General features: G+C 71.8%; 18 protein-coding genes. 9 read left to right on the top strand and 9 right to left on the bottom strand.

What is annotated here, in order from left to right; all coding sequences use genetic code 11:
* Nucleotides 1-196 precede the first annotated feature (196 nt).
* Nucleotides 197-1,060 carry a hypothetical protein gene (locus K304_RS31460; RefSeq protein ID WP_051308864.1) on the top strand — a complete coding sequence of 288 codons (864 nt, stop codon included), beginning with the start codon at nt 197-199 and terminating at the stop codon, nt 1,058-1,060.
* A 129-nt stretch (nt 1,061-1,189) separates the two neighbouring features.
* Here K304_RS31460 and K304_RS0126135 read toward each other — a convergent pair whose 3' ends face one another.
* Together K304_RS0126135 and sodN are read right to left on the bottom strand one after the other, a co-directional pair.
* On the bottom strand, nt 1,190-2,353 hold the full coding sequence (locus tag K304_RS0126135) for an esterase-like activity of phytase family protein (RefSeq protein ID WP_027766113.1): 1,164 nt from the start codon (nt 2,351-2,353) through the stop codon (nt 1,190-1,192).
* Nucleotides 2,354-2,668: 315 nt separating this feature from the next.
* Complete coding sequence (gene sodN / locus K304_RS0126130; protein ID WP_027766112.1) at nt 2,669-3,064, bottom strand: superoxide dismutase, Ni; 396 nt, start codon at nt 3,062-3,064, stop codon at nt 2,669-2,671.
* 146 nt (nt 3,065-3,210) lie between these two features.
* On the opposite strand from sodN, the gene sodX reads away from it, so the two are divergent.
* Entirely contained in the window at nt 3,211-3,732 is a 522-nt protein-coding gene (gene sodX / locus K304_RS32660; RefSeq protein WP_078529749.1) for a nickel-type superoxide dismutase maturation protease, read from the top strand.
* Here the strand turns inward: sodX and K304_RS0126125 are convergent.
* Nucleotides 3,642-4,265: a CGNR zinc finger domain-containing protein gene (locus tag K304_RS0126125; protein ID WP_027766111.1), complete on the bottom strand. Its 624-nt coding sequence runs from the start codon at nt 4,263-4,265 to the stop codon at nt 3,642-3,644. The two genes, sodX and K304_RS0126125, sit on opposite strands and share 91 nt — an antisense overlap.
* An 88-nt stretch (nt 4,266-4,353) precedes the next feature.
* Between K304_RS0126125 and K304_RS0126120 the strand changes: the two genes are divergently transcribed.
* The gene (locus K304_RS0126120; RefSeq protein WP_027766110.1) at nt 4,354-5,133 is read left to right on the top strand and encodes a class I SAM-dependent methyltransferase; all 780 of its coding nucleotides are present in this window, start codon (nt 4,354-4,356) and stop codon (nt 5,131-5,133) included.
* A gap of 98 nt (nt 5,134-5,231) precedes the next feature.
* Here the strand turns inward: K304_RS0126120 and K304_RS0126115 are convergent, their stop codons facing one another.
* The 3 genes from K304_RS0126115 to K304_RS0126105 form a co-directional block, all read right to left on the bottom strand.
* Nucleotides 5,232-6,794 (bottom strand): alkaline phosphatase D family protein, encoded by a 1,563-nt coding sequence (locus K304_RS0126115; RefSeq protein ID WP_027766109.1) that lies wholly within the window; start codon nt 6,792-6,794, stop codon nt 5,232-5,234.
* Nucleotides 6,791-7,402: a phosphoesterase gene (locus K304_RS31455; RefSeq protein WP_486591809.1), complete on the bottom strand. Its 612-nt coding sequence runs from the start codon at nt 7,400-7,402 to the stop codon at nt 6,791-6,793. Before K304_RS31455 ends, K304_RS0126115 begins: the two co-directional genes overlap by 4 nt.
* Nucleotides 7,403-7,880: 478 nt before the next feature.
* Nucleotides 7,881-9,077 carry an NAD(P)-dependent malic enzyme gene (locus K304_RS0126105; RefSeq protein WP_027766108.1) on the bottom strand — a complete coding sequence of 399 codons (1,197 nt, stop codon included), beginning with the start codon at nt 9,075-9,077 and terminating at the stop codon, nt 7,881-7,883.
* 472 nt (nt 9,078-9,549) lie between these two features.
* On the opposite strand from K304_RS0126105, the gene K304_RS0126100 reads away from it, so the two are divergent.
* From K304_RS0126100 to K304_RS0126075, 6 genes are all read left to right on the top strand, one after another.
* Nucleotides 9,550-10,500, top strand: coding sequence for an ABC transporter substrate-binding protein (locus tag K304_RS0126100; protein WP_027766107.1), 951 nt, complete (start codon nt 9,550-9,552; stop codon nt 10,498-10,500).
* Nucleotides 10,501-10,594: 94 nt separating this feature from the next.
* A complete protein-coding gene (locus K304_RS0126095; protein WP_051308861.1) occupies nt 10,595-11,590 on the top strand; it encodes an amino acid ABC transporter permease in 996 nt (331 codons plus the stop codon).
* Nucleotides 11,591-11,643: 53 nt separating this feature from the next.
* A complete protein-coding gene (locus K304_RS0126090) occupies nt 11,644-12,396 on the top strand; it encodes an amino acid ABC transporter ATP-binding protein (RefSeq protein ID WP_027766105.1) in 753 nt (250 codons plus the stop codon).
* A gap of 136 nt (nt 12,397-12,532) precedes the next feature.
* Nucleotides 12,533-12,715, top strand: a complete 183-nt coding sequence (locus K304_RS0126085) for a DUF6104 family protein (protein WP_027766104.1) — start codon at nt 12,533-12,535, stop codon at nt 12,713-12,715.
* A gap of 127 nt (nt 12,716-12,842) precedes the next feature.
* On the top strand, nt 12,843-13,694 hold the full coding sequence (locus tag K304_RS31450) for a DUF4097 family beta strand repeat-containing protein (RefSeq protein ID WP_051308860.1): 852 nt from the start codon (nt 12,843-12,845) through the stop codon (nt 13,692-13,694).
* A gap of 1 nt (nt 13,695) precedes the next feature.
* Nucleotides 13,696-14,757 (top strand): PadR family transcriptional regulator, encoded by a 1,062-nt coding sequence (locus K304_RS0126075; RefSeq protein ID WP_027766103.1) that lies wholly within the window; start codon nt 13,696-13,698, stop codon nt 14,755-14,757.
* A 19-nt stretch (nt 14,758-14,776) separates the two neighbouring features.
* Here K304_RS0126075 and K304_RS0126070 read toward each other — a convergent pair whose 3' ends face one another.
* The 3 genes from K304_RS0126070 to K304_RS0126060 all read right to left on the bottom strand — a co-directional run bounded on the left by K304_RS0126070 (nt 14,777) and on the right by K304_RS0126060 (nt 20,297).
* Nucleotides 14,777-15,355 carry a GNAT family N-acetyltransferase gene (locus K304_RS0126070; protein WP_027766102.1) on the bottom strand — a complete coding sequence of 193 codons (579 nt, stop codon included), beginning with the start codon at nt 15,353-15,355 and terminating at the stop codon, nt 14,777-14,779.
* Between the two features lie 48 nt (nt 15,356-15,403).
* Nucleotides 15,404-16,366: a zinc-binding dehydrogenase gene (locus K304_RS0126065; protein WP_027766101.1), complete on the bottom strand. Its 963-nt coding sequence runs from the start codon at nt 16,364-16,366 to the stop codon at nt 15,404-15,406.
* 91 nt (nt 16,367-16,457) lie between these two features.
* Complete coding sequence (locus K304_RS0126060) at nt 16,458-20,297, bottom strand: multifunctional oxoglutarate decarboxylase/oxoglutarate dehydrogenase thiamine pyrophosphate-binding subunit/dihydrolipoyllysine-residue succinyltransferase subunit (protein ID WP_027766100.1); 3,840 nt, start codon at nt 20,295-20,297, stop codon at nt 16,458-16,460.
* Between the last annotated feature and the right edge of the window lie 345 nt (nt 20,298-20,642).

Below are 20,642 nucleotides of genomic sequence, written 5' to 3'. Positions count from 1 at the left end.
GCGGCGGGCCGTCGCGCCCCGCCGCCGGGCGCCGTCCCGAACACCTCTACGATGCTGCCCTGAACCGCTGGCCGGCGCCCCACCGCCGATGCCGGAGCGTACGGCCCCCTTCGGACGGCTCTCGGCCGCCCGCCGGACCCTCCCCCCGCCCCGGGCGGGCCGGCGACGTGTGCAGGGAACCGAAGCGGAGCACCACATGTCTGACAGAGCGTCCGGCCCCGCGGGCCCCGCGGACGGGGGAGCCGGGGGAGAGGGGTCGTCCGTCCCGGACGGCGCGTGGGAGGCGTTCCAGCGGGAGGCGGAGGAGTCCGGGCGGCGCGGATCGACGGGTGCCGCCGGCGTTCCGAAGGAGCCGTCCGCGCGGGCGCGGATGGTCGCGGCGCGGCTGCGCGAGCAGGACGAGGCCGCGGCCGCCGCGCAGCGGCGCGGGTTCGGCCGTCGCGGGAAGGGGAAGCCACCGGAGCCGTGGCAGCCGGACGGCTGGCGCACCGGACCAGCCCTGTACGAGACGCGGGGCGGCGGCGGTTGGCGGCAGTCCCGGCGGGTGGGCCTGGTGTTCGCGGTGCTCTGCCTGCTCGTGGGCGGCCTGTGGTTCGCCGACCGGCGCGGCCACCTGAACCTCGGATCCCCCGGCGCCGGTGGCCAGCGGGAGCCGCTCGCCGTGGAGACCGGCCGACCCACCGGTGCACCGCCGACCGCCGCGTTCTCCGGCCTGCCCACCCTGGAGCGTCCCTGGGCGGGCTCGCCCGCACGCCGCTGGGACGAGGGGGCCGACGCCATCGAACTGCCGGCCGCGGAGCCCGTCGGCGACGTCTCCGCCGACGCGCTGGCCGGGTGGGGAACCACCACACCGGGCACGGTCTGGGTGACCGAGACGATCGGCGAGTGGGCGGGCGTCCGCTGCGACGCCGAGGCGGACGGCATGCTGCACCCGGACTTCCCCTCCGAACGGGCGGACGGGGGCGGCGACGGCCCCACGCGCGACCCGTACGACCGCAGCCGCGAGGCGGGCACGGGCGGCGCCGACCCCGCAGCCTGTGGCACGGCGACCCGCGTATGACCACCCGCACACGACCGTGCCCGGGCCCGCAGCGCGGACCCGGGCACGGCTACCCGCCCGGCAGCGGCGCGCCGGCTCGTGTGCCGAGCGGTTTGCCGCTGCCGTCGTGGGGCGTGCCGCTGGTCGTTCTCAGCGGATGCCGAGTGCGACGACCTGGGTGACGGCGTTCTCGGCGAAGTTGTCGTCGCTGACCAGGATCAGGGTTCGTTCGCCGTTCGGAAGCGTCGGGCCCCAGGTCATGCCCTCGGTGTTGTCGACGGTGGACAGGCCCAAGTCGTCGAAATCCGCGACCAGTTTCTTGCGCAGGGGCGTGACCTCCCGTCCGTTCAGGGAGTCCATGTTCCGCACGTCGGTCGCGCCGTGGGTGGTGGCGTCGAAGAGGCGGATCTTGTAGCCCGCGCCCGCCACCCAGGTGCGTTCGAGTACGAGGTAGCGGTCGGGGTCGTGGGGGAAGGCGAGGATCGCGGGTACGCCGGTGTCCGGGCCCCACGGGCTGGTCGGGTCGGACTCGGCGAAGATCTTTTCCAGGTGGTAGGCGAACTGTCCCCGCACCTGCCCCTGCCGGTTCTGCTGGGTGACGCGGATCAGGGCGCCGTGTTCCCGATCCGGTTCCGGGCCGTCCTGGATCAGCGGGCCTTCGACGGCGCTGGTGAGCAGGCCACCCCCGCCGCCGAAGGTGAGCGCTTCGACGGCCTGGTTCCGCCGGATGCCCCAGTCGTCGGTGGTGATCCGGTAGTGGGGCGCCAGGGGGTGCTGTCCGAGGTACGCACCCGTGCGGGTGGCGAACTGGATCGACGGCTGGACCATCGGTTCACCCGCCGACTTCGGCCGGTTGCCTTCCTGGGCCCACACGTACTGGCAGCTCCGTGGGTCCACCCGCAGCTCTTCCGGGTCCACGGCCCTGCCGTCGCCGGCGGTCGGCGGCGGGTAGAGCGAGCCGTCCGGCTGCCGGAGCGGGTGCGTGCCGGTGAGGTCCACGGTGTGCACCCCGGAACGGTCCACACCGATCTCGGCGGTGTAGAAGCGAGCGGGCTGCAGGTACGAGCGGTCGTCGCTGATCATGACGTAATCGCCCGTGCACGGATCGCGGTCGATGCCGGAGAGCCCGCCGACGGTGGTGTTCCGGAAGGTGAGCTGATGCGGGATGATCTTTTCGCCGAGCAGGCGGGCCTGCACCCCGCTGCGGTCGGCCGGTGCGGCCTTGCCGTCCGGCGGTACTGCTACCGCAGGCGTCATCGTCGCGGCGAGTACCAGGGCCGCGGCACATGCGCGGCGGGTCAGGGAAGCTTTCATGGGAATGATCTTGACCCGGTTTGTGCCGGCGCGCAGTCACCCAGTGGGGTGATCAGCCCCGCGAACGACCGTGTGCGGCGGTGTCCGCGACCGCGTGCGGCGTCCGCGGCCACCCCGGCTACGGGGTCACGGACGGGAGTTCGCGGACGCGCACCCGGGGGAAGTCGGACCTACGCGCACCTGCGGCCGACCGGCCGGGCAGAGAAGACCGCACCCGGTCCGTGAGGGACGCCGTGCTCGGCGGCCTGCGGACCGGGTGCGGACGGGGTGACCAGACGATCAAGGAAATCGCAGGTCGAAGGGCTTGAGATCAGGTCAGCCCTTCTTGGTCTCCCAGAAGATCTTGTCGATCTGGGCGATGTGGTCCAGGGCCTTCTGGCCGGTCGCCGGGTCGGTGGACCCCTTGGCGGCGCTGAGGGCCTTGAGCGTGTCGTTGACCAGTTGGTGCAGCTCCGGGTACTTCTCGAAGTGCGGAGGCTTGAAGTAGTCGCTCCACAGCACGGAGACGTGGTGCTTGGCCAGCTCCGCGCGCTCCTCCTTGATGGTGGTGGCGCGGGCGCGGTAGTGCGGGTCCTCGTTGGCCTGGTACTTCTCCTGGATGGCCTTGACGGACTCCGCCTCGATGCGGGCCTGTGCGGGGTCGTAGACACCGCAGGGCAGGTCGCAGTGAGCGCTGACCTGCACCTTGGGGGCGAACAGGCGGGAAAGCATGAAAGCCGTCCTTCCTCGTGATCGTCTTCTCAGGTGCGAGGTTACTCGCTGGGGTAGGTGTTTTCCCGGGTGCCCCTGAGGGCTTGGGCCAAAAGTCCCAGAAGGAGTCGTGCCGGGTGGATGATCGGAAGGACCGGAGGCGGAGGATGCCCGAGCGGGCGAAGTCACGGGGGAAGCCGCGGATCGCGTCGGCGCGGGCGCGTGCCGGGCGACCGGACGGCGGGCCGCGTGACCAGGGGCTGCTGCGGCGGATCGGGCTGGCGGAGGTGTACAACCCTTCGATGCAGCCCACCCTGTACCCGGGAGACCAGCTGGTCGTGCACTACGGCGGCCGGGTGCGGGCCGGGGACGTGGTGGTGCTGCGGCACCCGTTCCAGCACGACCTGCTGATCGTCAAACGTGTGCTCCGGCGGCGCGGTGCGGCGGGCTGGTGGGTGCAGGGGGACAACCCGGCGGTGCGCAACGACAGCCGGGAGTTCGGGGCGGTGCCGGACGAACTGCTGGTCGCGCGCGCGTTGCTGAGGGTGCGGCCCCGCCGGGCCGCCGGTCCCGGCGACGGAGCCGGTGCCGGGACCGCTCAGGCGTCGGTGTTCTCGCTGCTGCGCTGGGCGCTGTCCGCCGTGCGCCCCTTGGTGCCGCCGCCGGCCAGCCGCTTGCGCGCCCGGTAGGCGGCCACGTTGGCGCGGGTCGCGCAGCGGTCCGAGCAGTAGCGCCGGGACCGGTTGGTCGAGGTGTCCAGGTAGGCGTTGCGACAGGGGCCGGCCTGGCAGATGCCCAGCCGTTCCACGCCCAGGTCGGTGAGGTGGAAGGCCAGCCCCATGCAGGCGGTGGCCGCGTAGCCGGCTGTCGCGTTGGCGGCGTGGTCGGCGAGGTGCATGTGCCAGAGAGGGCGCCCGTCCGCGCCTCGGTCGCCGTGCCCGGAGATCTGCGGGCTCGTGGGGAACTCCATGAGCAGTGCGTTCAGCAGGTCCACGGCGCGGACCTCGTCGCCGTCGGCCGCCGCGCCGAAGACCGCGCGCAGTCGCGTCCGTACGGTGCGCAACCGGGCCACGTCCCCGTCCGTGGCCCGGCGCGCCATCTGCCGGGCGGGGCCGAACAGTTCGCGCACGGCGTCGACGGAGGTGAGCGTGTCCTCGCCGCGTTCGGGCTGCTCGGTGTTCACCAGGCGCACCGCCCAGTCCGAGTAATAGTTGAGTTCCACTTGTGGTCCTTACGGCCGCGGTCTATCGTCGGGGTGGGGCTTCGGTAATGGCCGAACTGCCCTCCAGGGTATTACTCGAGGAGGACGGATGACGACCGAAACGGCCGGCCGTACGGACTGGCAGGCATGGCAGCGCAGTTGGGACCGCCAGCAGGAGTGGTACCTGCCCGACCGCGAGGAGCGGTTCCGGGTCATGCTCGACATGGTGGAGGCCGTCGTCGGCCCCGCGCCGCGGGTGCTGGATCTGGCCTGCGGCACCGGCAGTATCTCGGACCGGGTGCTGCGCCGGTTCCCGGACGCCCGCACCACCGGCGTCGACCTCGACCCGGCGCTGCTCGCCATCGCCCGCGGCCACTTCGCGGACGAGGAGCGCGCCGAGTTCGTCACCGCCGACCTCAACGACCCCGACTGGACGGCCCGGCTGCCGCACCGTTCCTACGACGCCGTGCTGACCGCCACCGCGCTGCACTGGCTCCGCACCGATGCGCTGCGCGGTCTGTACGGGCAGCTCGCCTCGGTCGTGCGGGAGGGCGGAGTGTTCATGAACGCCGACCACATGCCGGACGAGGACACCCCGCGCCTGGACGAGGCGGTCCGCGCGTTCGAGCGGTCGCGCAAGGAGCGGGAGAAGGCGGCCGGCGTCCAGGACTGGGCGGACTGGTGGGGGACGGTAGCAGCCGACCCGGTGCTCGCCGACGCGGCGGCCGAACGCTTCCGCATCTTCGGCGACCCGCGCACCGGTGACCACTTCTCCGACCAGGTCCAGGCCCCGGCCTGGCACGTCCGCAGCCTCCGGGAGGCGGGCTTCGCCGAGGCCCGCCCGGTGTGGGCCTCGCCCTCCGACGCCCTGGTCCTGGGCCTGCGCTGACACGGGCCGGCGCTGGGTGCGCCCGCGCTGACACGGCCGCGCCCCCGACACCACGCGTCCCCGCCGGGGTCCGCCCGGGCGGGGACGCGTGGTGCCGTTCAGTCGCGGCGGTAGTGGGCGTGCGAGCCGCTGGTCGCCGGGTCCTCGTAGGCGCCGGGCTTGCCGCGGTCCACGTGCCACTTCGTCAGGGTCGACACGGGCGACTTCGGGTCGTGGCGGGAGCCCACCACCCGCATGTGCGTCGTCCACCGCTCCGGGGTGACCTCGTACAGGTCGTAGCCGTACGAACCCGCCTGGAAGTACTGGAGGTGCGGGTTGGCCTCGCCCATCAGCGGGCCGTTCTTCTCGTTCCACTCCGGCCGGTAGGCACCCGAGCAGACGGAGTGCGAGGTGAACTCCGCGCCGACCACGGGGGAGTCGGCGGCGTCGAAGTCGGTGCGGATCTCGTCGACGAATGCCGAGTGCCAGTCGCCGGTGATCACCACCAGGTCCTCCAGCTGGGCGCCGTGCACGTGGCCGAGTACGTCCGCCCGTTCGGTGCGGAAACCGTCCCACTGGTCGGGGAACATGATGTCGCTGCCCGGTTTGGCGCGCAGCTGGCTCAGCATGATCGAGTTGGCCCAGCAGTGCCACGCGTCCGGTGCGTTCGTCACGCCCTGCTTCAGCCAGTCGCGCTGCCGCGTGCCCAGAATGCTGCCGTCCGCCGTGTCGGGCACCGTGCGGTACGACCGCAGGTCCAGCACGGTCAGCTCCACCAGTCCGCCGATGTCGCGGCGCCGGTGCAGCACGGGTTCCGGGAGCGCCGCGTCGACGCCCGGTTCGCCGTCGCGGTGCGGCTGGTGCTCGTACCACGCCTGGTAGGCGGCGAGCCGGCGCTGCAGGAAGGGTGCGCCGCCGACGGCCGGGCTGTAGTTGTTGCGCACCTCGTGGTCGTCCCAGGTCAGGAACCAGGGGTGATTGGCGTGCGCGGCGCGCAGCGACGGGTCGCCCTTGTAGAGCGCGTACCGCTTGCGGTAGTCGGCCAGGGTCAGGCACTCGCCGGTGTCGTGGTTGCGGTCCCGGTCGCCCGATCCGGGACCGTACTCGTAGATGTAGTCCCCGAGGTGGACGACGAAGTCCAGCTCCTCGGCGGCGATGCCGCGCAGCGCCGCGTAGTAGCCGTCGTAGAACTTCTGGCAGTTGGCGCTGGCGAAGACCACCCGCCGGGCTCCCGGCGCGGGCGCGGTCTTGGTCCGGCCGATCCGGCTGGTCCTCCCGCGCGCGGTGAAGGCGTAGTAGTAGTGGCGCCCGGGGCGCAGCCCGTCGACCGGCACGTGCACGCTGTGGCCCAGCGTGGCCGACGCGTGGACGGTCCCGCGCTGGACCACCGTGCGCATGCCGCGGTCCTCGGCGACCGTCCAGCCCACCTCGACCGTCTCGGGGAGGTCCTGTTCCACGGCGAACGGGTCCGGAACCAGGCGCGTCCACAGCACGACGCCGTGCGGCAGCGGATCGCCGGACGCCACGCCCAGCGTGAACGGCGCCGGATCGTACGTGGCCCCCAGCGCCTCGGCGGCGGCCCGCGCCTGCGCCGGGGAGTGGCCGGCGGCCAGCGGCCAGGCGAGGTTCAGCGCGCCCGCCGCGGCGGCGGCCCTGAGCAGTCCGCGTCTGCCGAGCCTCATGCGATCCCCTCCCGGCGCGCCGGGGCGGTGGGTGTGGCGGAGGGAACGCGGGCGCTGCCGCCGTGCAGGGTGAGGGAGAGGGCGTCGGCGTAGCCGTCGTTGGCGGCCCCGCCGTCCTGCGTCAGCGCCAGTACCAGCCGCACCGACCGGGCGCCCGGCGGTACGGCGGCCTCGGCCGTGCGCTCGAACATGCCGGTGCGGCCGTCGCGTTCGGTCGCGGTGAGCGGGCCGAGCACGGCGAGCGCGACGGGCGTGCCCCTGCCGTCCCGGAACTCCACCGAGAGCCGGGCGCCGTCCTCCTGGTCCCCGAACCCGCCCAGCCACGCCGCCGCGCGGAACCGGACGCCGCCCCCGTCCACGGCGCCGCGGCCGGTGGCGCCGTCCGTCGGCAGGGCGACGTCCTGGAGCAGCGTGGTACGGGGGGACGTGCCGCCGGCGAAGAAGCGGCTGCCGCGCCGCGGCGGCCCCGGGTCCTTGGGCCCGGGGTGCCCCTCGCCGAAGTCGTAGCGGATGAGGGCGGGCGCCCCCTCGGTGACCTTCCAGCCCGTCACGGCGTCGACGGGTGCGTCCGTCCCGCCGGGACCCTGCTCGGCGTCGCCGTTCCGCACGAGGTTGTCAGCGATGACGCCTCCCGATGTGACTCACGGGGCGACACCGGGTGCGTCACCCGGCGTGATGATCACATCGACGTATGGCTCGGAACGGGGCGCGCCGCCCCGTCGTCCCCCGACCGGCCCTCCCCTTTCCCCCCGGTGGCGCACCGCGCCGGGCATCCCCGGCAGGGGCGGCCGGCGTGCACACCTCCTCCACGGGCCTGCCGGGGCCGCTCAGCCCGGCTCTCTGGTCCTTGTCCGGGACACCCCGACTCCCTGCGTGGATACGGCAACCTCATCGCCGTATCCACGCAAGACCCGAACGGTTGAGGCGGATGTGACTGCTGTGACCCCGCCACCCGCCCGTCAGGTGAACCGCACGGCTACCGCCCACGATCACCGGCCCGTACCTGGACCGATCCCACCCGGGCACCGCAGAGGGGGTGACCGCACCCGGTGCGGTCACCCCCTCCGTCGGCTGAGCCCCGCAGGGCTACGCGCGGGCCACGCCCTCCGCGCGGGCGGCCGCTGCGACCGCCGACGTCACCGCGGGGGCGACCCGCTCGTCGAACGGCGACGGAATCACCCGCTCCGCACTCAGTTCGTCCGCGACGACCGCGGCCAGCGCCTCCGCCGCCGCGATCTTCATCCCCTCGGTGATCTCGGACGCGCGCACCTGGAGCGCCCCGGCGAAGACGCCGGGGAAGGCGAGCACGTTGTTGATCTGGTTGGGGTAGTCGCTGCGCCCGGTGGCCACCACGGAGGCGTACTTGCGGGCGACGTCCGGGTGGATCTCCGGGTTCGGGTTGGCCATGGCGAAGATGAACGCGCCGTCGGCCATCGTGGCGACGGCCTCCTCCGGCACCGTGCCGCCGCTGACGCCGATGAAGACGTCCGCGCCGTCCAGCGCGCTCTCCAGCGAGCCGACGAGCCCGGCCTTGTTGGTGAAGCCCGCCAGGTCGCGCTTGGCGGAGTTGAGGTCCTCGCGGTCGCGGGAGACGACGCCCTTGCGGTCGCAGACCGCGACGTCGCCGATGCCGGCCTCGACCAGGATCTTGGCGATGGCGACGCCGGCCGCCCCGGCGCCGGAGATCACCACGCGCAGGTCGCCCAGCGTCCTGCCGGCCAGCCGCGAGGCGTTGCGCAGCGCGGCGAGCGTGACGATCGCGGTGCCGTGCTGGTCGTCGTGGAAGACGGGGATGTCGAGGCGCTTCTTCAGCTGCTCCTCGATCTCGAAGCAGCGGGGCGCGGAGATGTCCTCGAGGTTGATGCCGCCGAAGGACGGCGCGAGCCGGGCGACGGTCTCCACGATCTCGTCGACCTCGCGGCAGTCGAGCGCGATCGGCACCGCGTCCACGCCGCCGAACTGCTTGAACAGGATCGCCTTGCCCTCCATGACGGGGAGCGAGGCGGCCGGGCCGATGTCGCCGAGGCCGAGGACCGCGCTGCCGTCGGTCACGACGGCGACCACCTGGGAGCGCCACGTGTAGTCGTGCACCAGCTCCGGCTGTTCCGCGATGGCGCTGCAGACCTTGGCGACGCCCGGCGTGTAGGCGAGGGACAGGTCGTCCGCGTTCCGCACCGGCACCGTCGCCTGCACCGCCATCTTTCCGCCGCGATGGAGCGCGAATGCCGGGTCGATCATGTCCTCGTCCAGCCCGTCCTTGGGATTGACGATCTCCGCTGCCACTGTGTGGACCCCTTGTTTTCGTATAACTGCTGAGGGTGGCCGCTCCCGGGTGAGGGGCGGGCGGGCACCACGTCCGTGACCGGGCCTGCGGGTAACCGCCGCCTGGGGGAGACACGGACGCCGGGCGCGCCGCACACGCGCCCTGGTCCCCGGGTGAGGGGTGTAATCGTCCTTTCTACCCGACGGAGGTGCGTGCCGACGAACCTCTTTCTACGGTGGGTGAGGAACCTCTCACGCCGCTGACACGCCGCTGACACGTGGTCCGCACACCTGCGCCGCGGGTGAGCGCCATAGCGCCTTTCGGGTGCCCTGTATCCGGAGTCGACTATCCGTTATCCGATTTTGACATCGTCGGGCCCCTGGGATGACTACCCCGGGTGGCAAGATTCCCCCCATCAGACGTGGCCGGACCGTGACATTCGACGACGAGTGCGCGGGCCGGCGACACCCTCACTCGCAGGAGGACCTGGCCATGACCGTTCGCACCACCCGACGTTCCCCGGCCTTCCGATCCCGGATCGGGGCGGCAGGAGCCATCGCGGTCGCCGGAGCACTGCTGCTCACCGGCTGTGGGGACCAGACGGACGGGGGCGGGGACGGCGACGGCGGCGGCAAGAAGACCGCCGACGCGGAAGCCCCCCTGTACGACGAGCTGCCGCAGAAGATCCAGAAGGCCGGGACCATCAAGGTCGGCTCGGACATCGCCTACGCGCCGGTCGAGTTCGTGGACGAGAACGGCGAGCCCGCCGGCATCGACCCGGACCTGGCGAAGGCCATGAGCAAGGAGCTGGGCGTCGACTTCCAGTTCCAGAACGGCACCTTCGACCAGCTGATCCTGGGCATGAACTCGGGCCGCTACGACGTCGTCATGTCGGCCGTCACCGACACCAAGGAGCGCCAGGAGGGTGTGAGCGACGACGCCGAGGGCGGCGCCGACTTCGTGAACTACTTCAAGGCCGGCTCCTCCTTCCTGGTCGAGAAGGGCAACCCGGAGAACGTCCAGAACCTGGACGACCTCTGCGGCAAGACGGTCGCCGCCCAGCGCGGCACCGCGAACGAGGCCCTGGTCCGCACGCAGAACAAGAAGTGCGACGAGAAGATCGACCCGTTCTTCGCGGACAAGGACACCGACTCGATCACGCAGCTCCAGAACGGCCGCGCGGACGTCGTCGTCACCGACTTCCCGGTGGCCGCGTACAACGCGAAGACCTTCGGCAACGGCGAGCAGTTCGAGGTCGCCGGCGGCCAGATCGACGCCGCCCCGTACGGCATCGCGGTGAGCAAGAAGAACACCGAGCTCCGCGACGCCATCCAGTCCGCCATGAACCGGATCATGGAGAACGGCGAGTACGAGAAGGTCATGAAGAAGTGGGACGTGACCAACGGCGCACTGGACGAGGCGACGGTCAACGCCGGCAAGTGAGCCGCAGCCGGGGCGTGACGGCGGGCCGCCGGACGGCCGCCGCCGCGCCCCGGCGCCCGCACCACCCGCTTTCTGATCCCGAAGGTAACCACCCGTGTCTGAACCCGAAGAGCCCGGAAAGGCCGCGGGCGGCGGCTCCCTGCGCAAGGGGGGCACCCGCCCGGACGGCACCGGGGCCATGACCACCGGCAAGGTCCCGCCGGAGGCCATCAAGGCCATTCCCGTCAAGCACTACGGCCGCTGGGTCGGCGCCGCCGCCGTCCTCACCCTGCTCGGCCTGCTCGTCCTGGCGTTCGCCCAGGCCCAGATCGACTGGGGCGTCGTCGGCGACATGCTCGACGACGAGACGTTCGTCAAGGGCGCCTGGGAGACCCTGAAGATCACCGTGTTCGCCATGATCCTGGGCGTGGTCCTGGGCATGCTGCTCGCGGTGATGCGCATGTCGGAGAACAAGGTCCTGTCGTACGTCGCCTGGGTCTACATCTGGTTCTTCCGCGGCACGCCCGTCCTCGTCCAGATCTTCCTCTGGTTCAACCTCTCGATCATCTTCGAGACGATCAACCTGGGGCCGATCTACCAGGACGAGATGAACGACTTCATGACGCCGTTCATGGCCGCCCTGCTGGGCCTGGGCCTCAACGAGGCGGCGTACATGGCGGAGATCAGCCGGGCCGGCATCCAGTCGGTCGACCACGGCCAGACCGAGGCGGCCCACGCGCTCGGCATGCGCGGCACCAAGACGATGCGGCGCGTCGTGCTGCCGCAGGCCATGCGTGTGATCATCCCGCCGACCGGCAACGAGTTCATCAACATGCTGAAGACCTCGTCGCTGGCCTATGCGATCGGCTACAACGAGCTGTTCCTCGCCAGCCGCAACTTCGGCTCCCGCACGCTGGCGGTGATGGAGGCGCTGATCGTCGCGACGGTCTGGTACCTCGTCCTCACCACGATCTTCAGCATCTTCCAGTACTACATCGAACGGCACTACTCCCGCGGCACCTCGCGGCAGATGCCGGACACGCCGATGCAGCGGGTGTGGAAGAACCTCACCACGTTCCGGCACGGGACGGGATCGGGGGAGATCCGATGAAGAACACGTCGAACGCCGCGTCGAACACCCCGGCCGCCACCTCCGGCGGGCCGATGGTCCGTGCCGAGGCCGTGCACAAGGCATTCGGTCACAACCTGGTGCTGAAGGGCATCGACCTGGAGGTGCAGCCGCGCGAGGTCTTCTGCCTGGTCGGTCCGTCCGGCTCCGGCAAGTCCACCTTCCTGCGCTGCATCAACCACCTGGAGAAGATCAACGCCGGTCGCCTCTACGTGGACGGCCGGCTGGTGGGGTACCGCCAGCGCGGCGACAAGATCTACGAGCTCAAGGAGCGCGAGGTCGCCGAGCAGCGCAAGGACATCGGCATGGTGTTCCAGCGCTTCAACCTCTTCCCGCACATGACCGCGGTGGAGAACGTGATGGAGGCGCCGGTCCAGGTCCGGGGCACCTCCAAGGCGGAGGCCCGCGAGCGGGCGATGCAGCTGCTGGACCGGGTCGGGCTGTCCGAGAAGACCAAGCAGTACCCGTCACAGCTCTCCGGCGGTCAGCAGCAGCGCGTCGCCATCGCCCGCGCGCTGGCCATGGACCCGAAGCTGATGCTCTTCGACGAGCCGACCTCGGCGCTCGACCCGGAGCTGGTCGGCGAGGTCCTGGACGTGATGCGGGACCTCGCCGAATCCGGCATGACGATGATCGTCGTCACGCACGAGATGGGCTTCGCCAAGCAGGTCGGCGACTCGCTGGTGTTCATGGACGACGGCGTGGTCGTCGAATCCGGGCACCCGCGGGACGTGCTCACCAACCCGCAGCACGAGCGGACCAAGTCCTTCCTGTCGAAGGTCCTCTGAGCCCTGGGGCCGCGCTGCGGCCCGGCCCCGTCGCCCGCACGGCGCACCGGCCCCGTCGCCCTCACCGGGCGGCGGGGCCGTGCCGTGCCCGCCCTACGCTGGGGGCAGTCGTCCCCCGTCCGACCTGGGAGTCACCGTGTACTTCACCGACCGCGGCATCGAGGAGCTGGAGAAGCGGCGTGGCGAGGAGGAGGTCACCTTCGAGTGGCTCTCCGAGCAGCTGCGCACGTTCGTCGACCTGAACCCGGACTTCGAGGTCCCCGTCGAACGCCTCGCGACGTGGCTGGCCCGTCTCGACGACGAGGAGGAGGACGAGTAGCCCGCCGGGAAAGGCGCCCGAGGGGGCCGGCTGGGGGCGGGGGCTTCTTGCCTCGCGACACGACACGACATATCGTGTTTGACGAGAGACGCGATATGTCGTCCTCGGTCTACCCTGGGGGTGTCCCGTGCCGGAAGTCTCACGACCGCAGCAGCTGGAGTTCGACGACCCCGTCGCCGCACTCGACGTCCGCATCGTCAACGGCGCCGTGAACGTCGTCGGTACCGACGCGCCCGGCGCGCGGGTCGAGATCGCCGAGATCCACGGCCCGCCGCTGGAGGTCCGCCGCGAGGGCGACCGCATCGTCGTCGCCTACGACGACCTCCCGTGGAAGGGCTTCCTCAAGCTGCTCGACCGCAAGGGCTGGGAGCGGTCGGCCGTGGTCACCGTCTCGGTGCCCGCCGGAACCCGCCTCCACCTGGGCGTGGTCGCCGCCACCGCCGTCGTCTCCGGCGTCCACGGCGGTACGACCGTCCGCGGGGTGTCCGGCGGCTGCACGCTGGTGGGGCTGGGCGGCGAGGTCCGCGCCGACACCGTCTCCGGCGCCGTGGAGGCGCAGGCACTGCGCGGCCCCCTCTGCCTGAAATCCGTCTCCGGCCACCTGACCGTCATCGACGGCGACGGCTCCTCCGTACGGGCCGACACCGTCAGCGGCGACATGATCCTCGACCTCGCGCACACCGCCGGGCGCCCGGACATCGCCCTGGCCACCGTCTCCGGTGAGGTCGCCGTACGCCTGCCGGACACGACCGACGCCGTCGTCCAGGCCGGCACGGCGGGCGGCGCGCTCTCCAGCGCCTTCGACGCCCTGCGCGTCGCCGGTCACTGGGGTGCCCAGAGCCTGACCGGCACGCTCGGCACCGGAGCCGGACGCCTCCGCGTCAAGACGGTCTCCGGCACCGTCGCGCTGCTCCGCCGCCCGCCGCAGGAGGACGCGGTCGGCGCGGGCGCGGCGTACGACCTCAGGAAGGACGTCTGACATGCCTCCCGTCTTCGCCCACGGGCGTCTGCGCCTCTACCTGCTGCGGCTCCTGGACGAGTCCCCCCGGCACGGCTACGAGGTGATCCGTCTCCTGGAGGAACGCTTCCAGGGCCTCTACGCCCCCTCGGCGGGCACGGTCTACCCCCGGCTCGCCAAGCTCGAGGCCGAGGGCCTCGTCACCCACAGCACCGAGGGCGGCCGCAAGACCTACGCCCTCACCGACGCCGGACGGGCCGAACTCGCCGACCGGCAGGCCGAGATCGCCGAACTGGAACTGGAGATCCGCGAGTCCCTCGCCTCGCTCGCCGCGGACATCCGCGAGGACGTCAGCGGCTCCGCCCGCGACCTGCGGCGCGAGATGCGGGAGCAGGCACGCGGCACCGGCGGCGGCACGGACGCCCCGCGCGGCGCGCCGCGCGGATCGCACGGCGGGGACGCGGACGCCTGGCGCCAGGCCAAGGAGGAGATGCAGCGCGTCAAACGCGAGTGGAAGGCGCAGGCGCAGCGCGCACAGGAGGACGCGCGCAAGGCCCGCCACCAGGCGTACAAGGAGCGCGAGGCGCACGCCGAGGCGATGGCGGAGATGCGGCGCATCGCCGGCCGGGTCCAGGACCGGGTCCGCGACCAGGCCAAGGCGGGGGACTGGCAGGGCGCGGTGCAGTCCGGTCTCTCCGAACTCAGCCGCCACATCGGCGACCTCGGCCGCTTCACCGCGCCGCCCCCGCCGCCCCCGTCGTCCCCGGCCGGCGGGCCGGTGCAGGCGGAGGGCCCCCCGCCCCCGCCCGGCTCTCACGCGCCGCCCTCGCCGCCGCCCCCGCCCGGCGGGCCCGTGCCGCCGCCGGTGCCGCCGGAGGCGGACCTGCCCGGCTGGGCGGTGGAAGAGCCGTCGTCCTCCGACCCGGCCCGCGACCTGGAACGGCTGCTGGACCGTCTCCGCGACGACGTCCGCGACGCCGCCCGCGACCACGGCGTCACCCCCGACCAGCTCCGCGACGCCCGCCACTACCTCGGCACCACGGCCGCCCACGTGGTCGCCCTGCTCCGCGGCGCCTCCACCTGACGGGCGCGCCGCGGGGGCGTCAGGCCGTGGGTTCGCGCCACATGGGGTACATGGGCGGGCCGTCGGGGAGGCGGACGATGCGGTCCAGCACCGTGAAGCCGTGGCGTTCGTACAGGCCGCGGCTGCGGTCGCTGCTGGCCTCGAGATAGGCCGGGAGACCGTCCCGGTCGCACTGCGCGAGGACGGGCGCCAGCAGGGCGGAGCCCACCCCGCGGCTCTGGCGGTCGGCGGCGACCGCGATGGCCTGGAGGTAGGCGTGGTCGCGGTCCATCGGGTGGACGGACTCGGTGAGTTCGCCGAGGACGGGCAGCCGGTCGGAGTCGACCTTCTCCAGCCGCGCCCCCAGGTCGTCGCCGCCGCGCAGCTCCCCTCCGGCGACGGCGAACCACACGGCCGCGCCGGCACCGTCCGCTGTGAGGTGGACGGTGCCGTGCTCCATGCCGTGGTCGAGGAAGGCGCCGAAGAGGCGCGGATGCGCCTCTTCGCGGTGCGCGTCGTCGGGGAAGACCCATCGGCTCACCGGGTCGTCCCGGAACACCTCGTGCAGCAGTGCCGCGATCGCGTCGCGGTCCGCCCCCGTGGCGGCGCGTATGCCCAGGTCCGCCACGGCGGGTCCCCCTTGAAGGTCGGTCGGACGGTCGGTCCGTCAGACGGTCAGGACGATCTTCCCGAAGAGATCGCCGTCGGCCATCTTCTCGAATCCTTCGCGGGCGCGGTCAAGGGGCAGGGTGGAATCGATGACGGGCCGTACGCCCTTCGCCGCGCAGAACTTGAGCAGCGAGTCCAGTTCCTCCTTGCTGCCCATCGTGGAGCCGACGACCTTCAGTTCCAGGAAGAAGATGCGGTTCAGTTCCGCCGCCTCGGGGCTCGGCCCGCTCGTCGCGCCGGAGATGACCAGCGTGCCGCCCGGCTTCAGGGACTTGACCGAGTGCGACCAGGTCGCGGCGCCGACCGTCTCGATGACCGCGTCGACCCGGTGCGGCAGCCGCGTGCCGCTCTCGAACGCGCCCTCCGCGCCGAGTTCCACGGCCCGTCGGCGCTTGGTCTCGTCGCGGCTGGTGGCGAAGACCCGCAGGCCGGCCGCGGCGCCGAGCACGATCGCGGCGGTGGCGACGCCGCCGCCCGCGCCCTGCACCAGCACGCTGTCGCCCGGCCGTACGTTCGCGTTGGTGAACAGCATCCGGTAGGCGGTGAGCCACGCCGTCGGCAGGCAGGCGGCCTCCTCGAAGGACAGCTCCTTCGGCTTCGGCAGCACGTTCCACTGCGGCACGGCCACCCGTTCGGCGAACGCGCCCTGGTAGCGCTCGGTGAGCAGCGAACGCTTCTCGTGCGGTCCGACGCCGTGTCCGGTCGCGCCGATCACGGAGTGGATGACGACCTCGTTGCCGTCGGCGTCGGTGCCCGCCGCGTCGCAGCCGAGGATCATCGGCAGCATCTCCTCGCCCAGCCCGACGCCGCGCAGCGACCACAGGTCGTGGTGGTTGAGGGAGGCGGCGCGCACGTCGATCGTGGTCCAGCCCGGAGGCGCCTCCGGCTCGGGCCGTTCCCCCAGTTCCAGTCCGCTCAGCGGCTGGGCCCTGTCGATCCGCGCGGCGTAGGCAGCAAACATGATCCGTACGCTAGCGCCGCGGGGCGGAGGCTGTCAGCCTCCGCCCCGCGAAGCGACGTACGTCACCCGGCTGTACCGGATGGTGGACGCGTCAGAGGTCGTACACCTCGTCCACGAGCGCCTTCTGCTCCTCCTGGTGCCGCTTGCCGGAGCCGACGGCGGGGGAGGACGAGGACGGGCGGGAGACCCGGCGCAGCCGGTCCGCGTTGTCCGGCGCCGCGCCGATGATCAGGTCGAGGTGGTCGACCAGGTTCAGCGCGATGAACGGCCAGGCACCCTGGTTGGCCGGCTCCTCCTGGGCCCAGACGAACTTCTGCGCCTTGGTGTACGGCGCCAGCGCGTCCTGGATCTCCTTGCCGGGCAGCGGGTAGAGCCGCTCGATGCGGATCAGCGCGGTGTCCGTGACGCCGCGCTTCTGCCGCTCGGCGTCCAGGTCGTAGAAGACCTTGCCGGAGCAGAAGACGACCTTGCGGACGTCGCCGGGACGCACCGTGTCGTCGCCGATGACCGGGCGGAAGCCGCCGCCGGTGAACTCCTCCGCCTTCGAGGTCGCCGCCTTGAGCCGCAGCATCGACTTCGGGGTGAAGATGATCAGCGGCTTGTGGTGCGGGTTGTGCACCTGCCAGCGCAGCAGGTGGAAGTAGTTCGACGGCAGGGTCGGCATCGCGACCGTCATGTTGTTCTGCGCGCAGAGCTGGAGGAAGCGCTCGATGCGGGCCGACGAGTGGTCCGGCCCCTGCCCCTCGTAGCCGTGCGGCAGGAGCAGCGTGACGCCGGAGGTCTGGCCCCACTTCTGCTCGGCGGAGGAGATGAACTCGTCCACCACGGTCTGCGCGCCGTTGACGAAGTCGCCGAACTGCGCCTCCCACATCACCAGCGCCTCGGGGCGGGCGAGCGAGTAGCCGTACTCGAAGCCCATCGCCGCGTACTCACTGAGCAGCGAGTCGTAGACGTTGTAGCGGGCCTGCTCGTCGGAGAGGTACAGCAGCGGGGTGAAGTCGTCGCCGGTGTTCTGGTCGAGGAGCACCGCGTGCCGCTGGCCGAAGGTGCCGCGGCGGGAGTCCTGGCCGGCGAGCCGGACCGGGGTGCCCTCCATCAGCAGCGAGCCCACGGCCAGCGCCTCGCCGGTCGCCCAGTCGATCTTGCCCTCTTCGATCTGCGAGGCGCGTCGCTGGAGCTGCGGCATCAGCCGCGAGTGGACCTTGACCCGGTCGGGGATGTTGACCTGCGACTCGGCGATCCGCTTGACGACCTCCTGGGTGATCCCGGTGTCGATGTGCACCGGGAACTCGGCCTGGGGGTGCGGCACCTCGGCGGGAGCCGGGTGCGTGGTGGCCTCGCGGACCTCGGTGAAGACCTTCTCCAGCTGGCCCTGGAAGTCCTGGAGCGCCTGCTCCGCCTCTTCCATCGTGATGTCGCCCCGGCCGATCAGCGACTCGGTGTACAGCTTGCGCACCGAGCGCTTCTTGTCGATCAGGTTGTACATCAGCGGCTGCGTGAACGACGGGTTGTCGGTCTCGTTGTGGCCGCGGCGCCGGTAGCAGATGAGGTCGATCACGACGTCCTTGTTGAACGCCTGCCGGTACTCGAACGCCAGCCGGGCCACGCGGACCACGGCCTCCGGATCGTCCCCGTTGACGTGGAAGATCGGCGCCTCGATCATCCGCGCCACGTCGGTGCAGTACATCGACGAGCGCGCGGACTCCGGGGCGGCGGTGAACCCGACCTGGTTGTTGATGATGACGTGCACGGTGCCGCCGGTGCGGTAGCCGCGCAGCTGCGACATGTTCAGCGTCTCGGCGACGACGCCCTGGCCGGCGAACGCCGCGTCGCCGTGCACCTGGATCGGGAGCACGGTGAAGTCGGTGCCGCCCTTGCCGATGATGTCCTGCTTGGCGCGCGCGACACCCTCGACGACCGGGTCGACGGCCTCCAGGTGGGAGGGGTTGGCGGTGAGCGAGACCTTGATCTGCTCGCCGTCCAGACCGGTGAAGGTGCCTTCGGCGCCGAGGTGGTACTTCACGTCGCCGGAGCCGTGCATCGACTTCGGGTCGAGGTTGCCCTCGAACTCCCGGAAGATCTGCGCGTAGGACTTGCCGACGACGTTGGCCAGCACGTTCAGCCGGCCGCGGTGGGCCATGCCGATGACGGCCTCGTCCAGCCGCGACTCGGCGGCGGCGTCGATCACCGCGTCGAGCAGCGGGATGACGGACTCGCCGCCCTCCAGCGAGAACCGCTTCTGGCCGACGTACTTGGTCTGCAGGAACGTCTCGAACGCCTCGGCGGCGTTGAGCCGGCGCAGGATCCGCAGCTGTTCCTCACGCTCCGGCGAGGAGTGCGGCCGCTCGACGCGGTCCTGGATCCACTTGCGTTCCTTCGGCGACTGGATGTGCATGTACTCGATGCCGGTGGTGCGGCAGTACGAGTCGCGCAGCACGCCGAGGATGTCGCGCAGCCTGGCCATGGTGCGGCCGGCGAAGCCGCCGACCGCGAACTCCCGCTCCAGGTCCCACAGGGTGAGGCCGTGCTCGGTGATGTCCAGGTCGGGGTGCTTGCGCTGCTTGTACTCCAGCGGGTCGGTGTCGGCCATGACGTGGCCGCGCACCCGGTAGGAGTGGATCAGGTCGAAGACGCGCGCGGCCTTGGTGACGTCGTCGTCGTGGGAGACGTCGATGTCCTGGTTCCAGCGCACCGGCTCGTACGGGATGCGCAGCGCTTCGAAGATCTCGTCGTAGAAGTCGTTCTCGCCGAGCAGCAGCTGGTGCATGATCCGCAGGAACTCGCCGGAGGCGGCGCCCTGGATCACCCGGTGGTCGTAGGTGGAGGTCAGGGTCATGACCTTGGAGACGCCCAGCTTGTTGAGCGTGTCCTGCGAGGTGCCCTGGAACTCGGCCGGGTACTCCATCGCGCCGACGCCGACGATCAGGCCCTGGCCGGGCATCAGGCGGGGCACGGAGTGCACGGTGCCGATGCCGCCGGGGTTGGTCAGCGACGCGGTGACCCCGGTGAAGTCCTCCATCGTCAGCTTGTTGTTGCGGGCGCGGCGGACGATGTCTTCGTACGCCTGCCAGAACTCGAAGAAGGTGAGCGTCTCCGCCTTCTTGATGCCCGCGACGACCAGCTGCCGGTCGCCGTTCGGCTTCACCAGGTCGATGGCCAGGCCCAGGTTCACGTGGTCCGGCTTGACCAGGGTGGGCTTGCCGTCCTTCTCGGTGAAGGAGTGGTTCATCGAGGGCATCGCCTTCAGCGCCTGCACCATGGCGTAGCCGATGAGGTGCGTGAAGGACACCTTGCCGCCGCGGGCGCGCTTGAGGTGGTTGTTGATGACGATGCGGTTGTCGATGAGCAGCTTCACCGGGATGGCGCGCACGGACGTGGCCGTGGGCAGCTCCAGCGAGGCGTTCATGTTCTTCGCCACGGCGGCGGACGGGCCGCGCAGCGTGACGTACTCCGGGCCCGCGGGCGCCTCCGCCTCCTCGCCGGTCGGCTTGGGGGGCGCGGACGTCGCGGCGGGCTTGCTCGCGGGCTTCGCGGGGGCCGCCGCGGCGGCCGGCTTCGCGGGCTGCGGCGGCGAGGCGGGTGCGGGCTGCGCCGACGCGGCCTGCGCCTGCTCGGTGGGTGCGGTCTTCTGGGCCGGCGGGGCGGCCTGGACCTGCGCGGTGGGGCCGCCGGCCTCGGCCGGGCTCAGCCCTGCTCCCGTGGCGCTCTCGCCCCCCTGCGCGCCCTTGTCCCGGGTGGCGGCGCCCGCCGGCCCGGGCTTGTAATCCGCGAAGAAGTCCCACCAGGCTCGGTCTACCGAGTTCGGGTCCTGGAGGTACTGCTGGTAGATCTCGTCGACGAGCCACTCGTTGGCGCCGAAGGCGACGGGTGACTTCCCGCCTCCGTCCGGCTGGGTCGAGACGCTCGAGGTTTCGGGGGACTGTGACGACACGGCGGCAACCGCCCTCTTCCGCTTCCTAAAGGTGGTGGACAGCGGAAACAAAGGCTACGCCTCTTGGGCGGGTGAGTGCAGTCCGCACGCGCCCGTCGTCGTGTACGTCACACCGGAAACCTGGTTTCGGCCGGGGAAATGGCGGGAAACACACCTGGTTTCGGCTCGGCGAGGGAACCGCGGGCCCCCTCCGGGCGTCGCGGCGCGCGCTCGGGAGCGACCGTAACAACCCACGACGGCCGCAGGGGACCCCGGTGCGCGCGCCCGCACCCACGGTGACCTGCGATGCACCCAGCGGCAACGGGCCCGCCGTCCGTGGCTGTCCGAGGCGTCCTCCCGGCGGGC

This window comes from Streptomyces sp. CNS606 (assembly GCF_000426325.1).
The sequence above is the reverse complement of the archived record's forward strand: the minus strand, read 5'-3'. Positions and strand labels throughout refer to the sequence as shown.

What these genes read in the sequence shown, in the direction of transcription:
- K304_RS31460 (WP_051308864.1), top strand. Translation starts at nt 197, where the DNA reads ATGTCTGACAGAGCGTCCGGCCCCGCGGGCCCCGCGGACGGGGGAGCC.
- K304_RS0126135 (WP_027766113.1), bottom strand. Translation starts at nt 2,353, where the DNA reads ATGAAAGCTTCCCTGACCCGCCGCGCATGTGCCGCGGCCCTGGTACTC.
- sodN (WP_027766112.1), bottom strand. Translation starts at nt 3,064, where the DNA reads ATGCTTTCCCGCCTGTTCGCCCCCAAGGTGCAGGTCAGCGCTCACTGC.
- sodX (WP_078529749.1), top strand. Translation starts at nt 3,211, where the DNA reads ATGCCCGAGCGGGCGAAGTCACGGGGGAAGCCGCGGATCGCGTCGGCG.
- K304_RS0126120 (WP_027766110.1), top strand. Translation starts at nt 4,354, where the DNA reads ATGACGACCGAAACGGCCGGCCGTACGGACTGGCAGGCATGGCAGCGC.
- K304_RS0126115 (WP_027766109.1), bottom strand. Translation starts at nt 6,794, where the DNA reads ATGAGGCTCGGCAGACGCGGACTGCTCAGGGCCGCCGCCGCGGCGGGC.
- K304_RS0126100 (WP_027766107.1), top strand. Translation starts at nt 9,550, where the DNA reads ATGACCGTTCGCACCACCCGACGTTCCCCGGCCTTCCGATCCCGGATC.
- K304_RS0126090 (WP_027766105.1), top strand. Translation starts at nt 11,644, where the DNA reads ATGGTCCGTGCCGAGGCCGTGCACAAGGCATTCGGTCACAACCTGGTG.
- K304_RS0126075 (WP_027766103.1), top strand. Translation starts at nt 13,696, where the DNA reads ATGCCTCCCGTCTTCGCCCACGGGCGTCTGCGCCTCTACCTGCTGCGG.
- K304_RS0126065 (WP_027766101.1), bottom strand. Translation starts at nt 16,366, where the DNA reads ATGTTTGCTGCCTACGCCGCGCGGATCGACAGGGCCCAGCCGCTGAGC.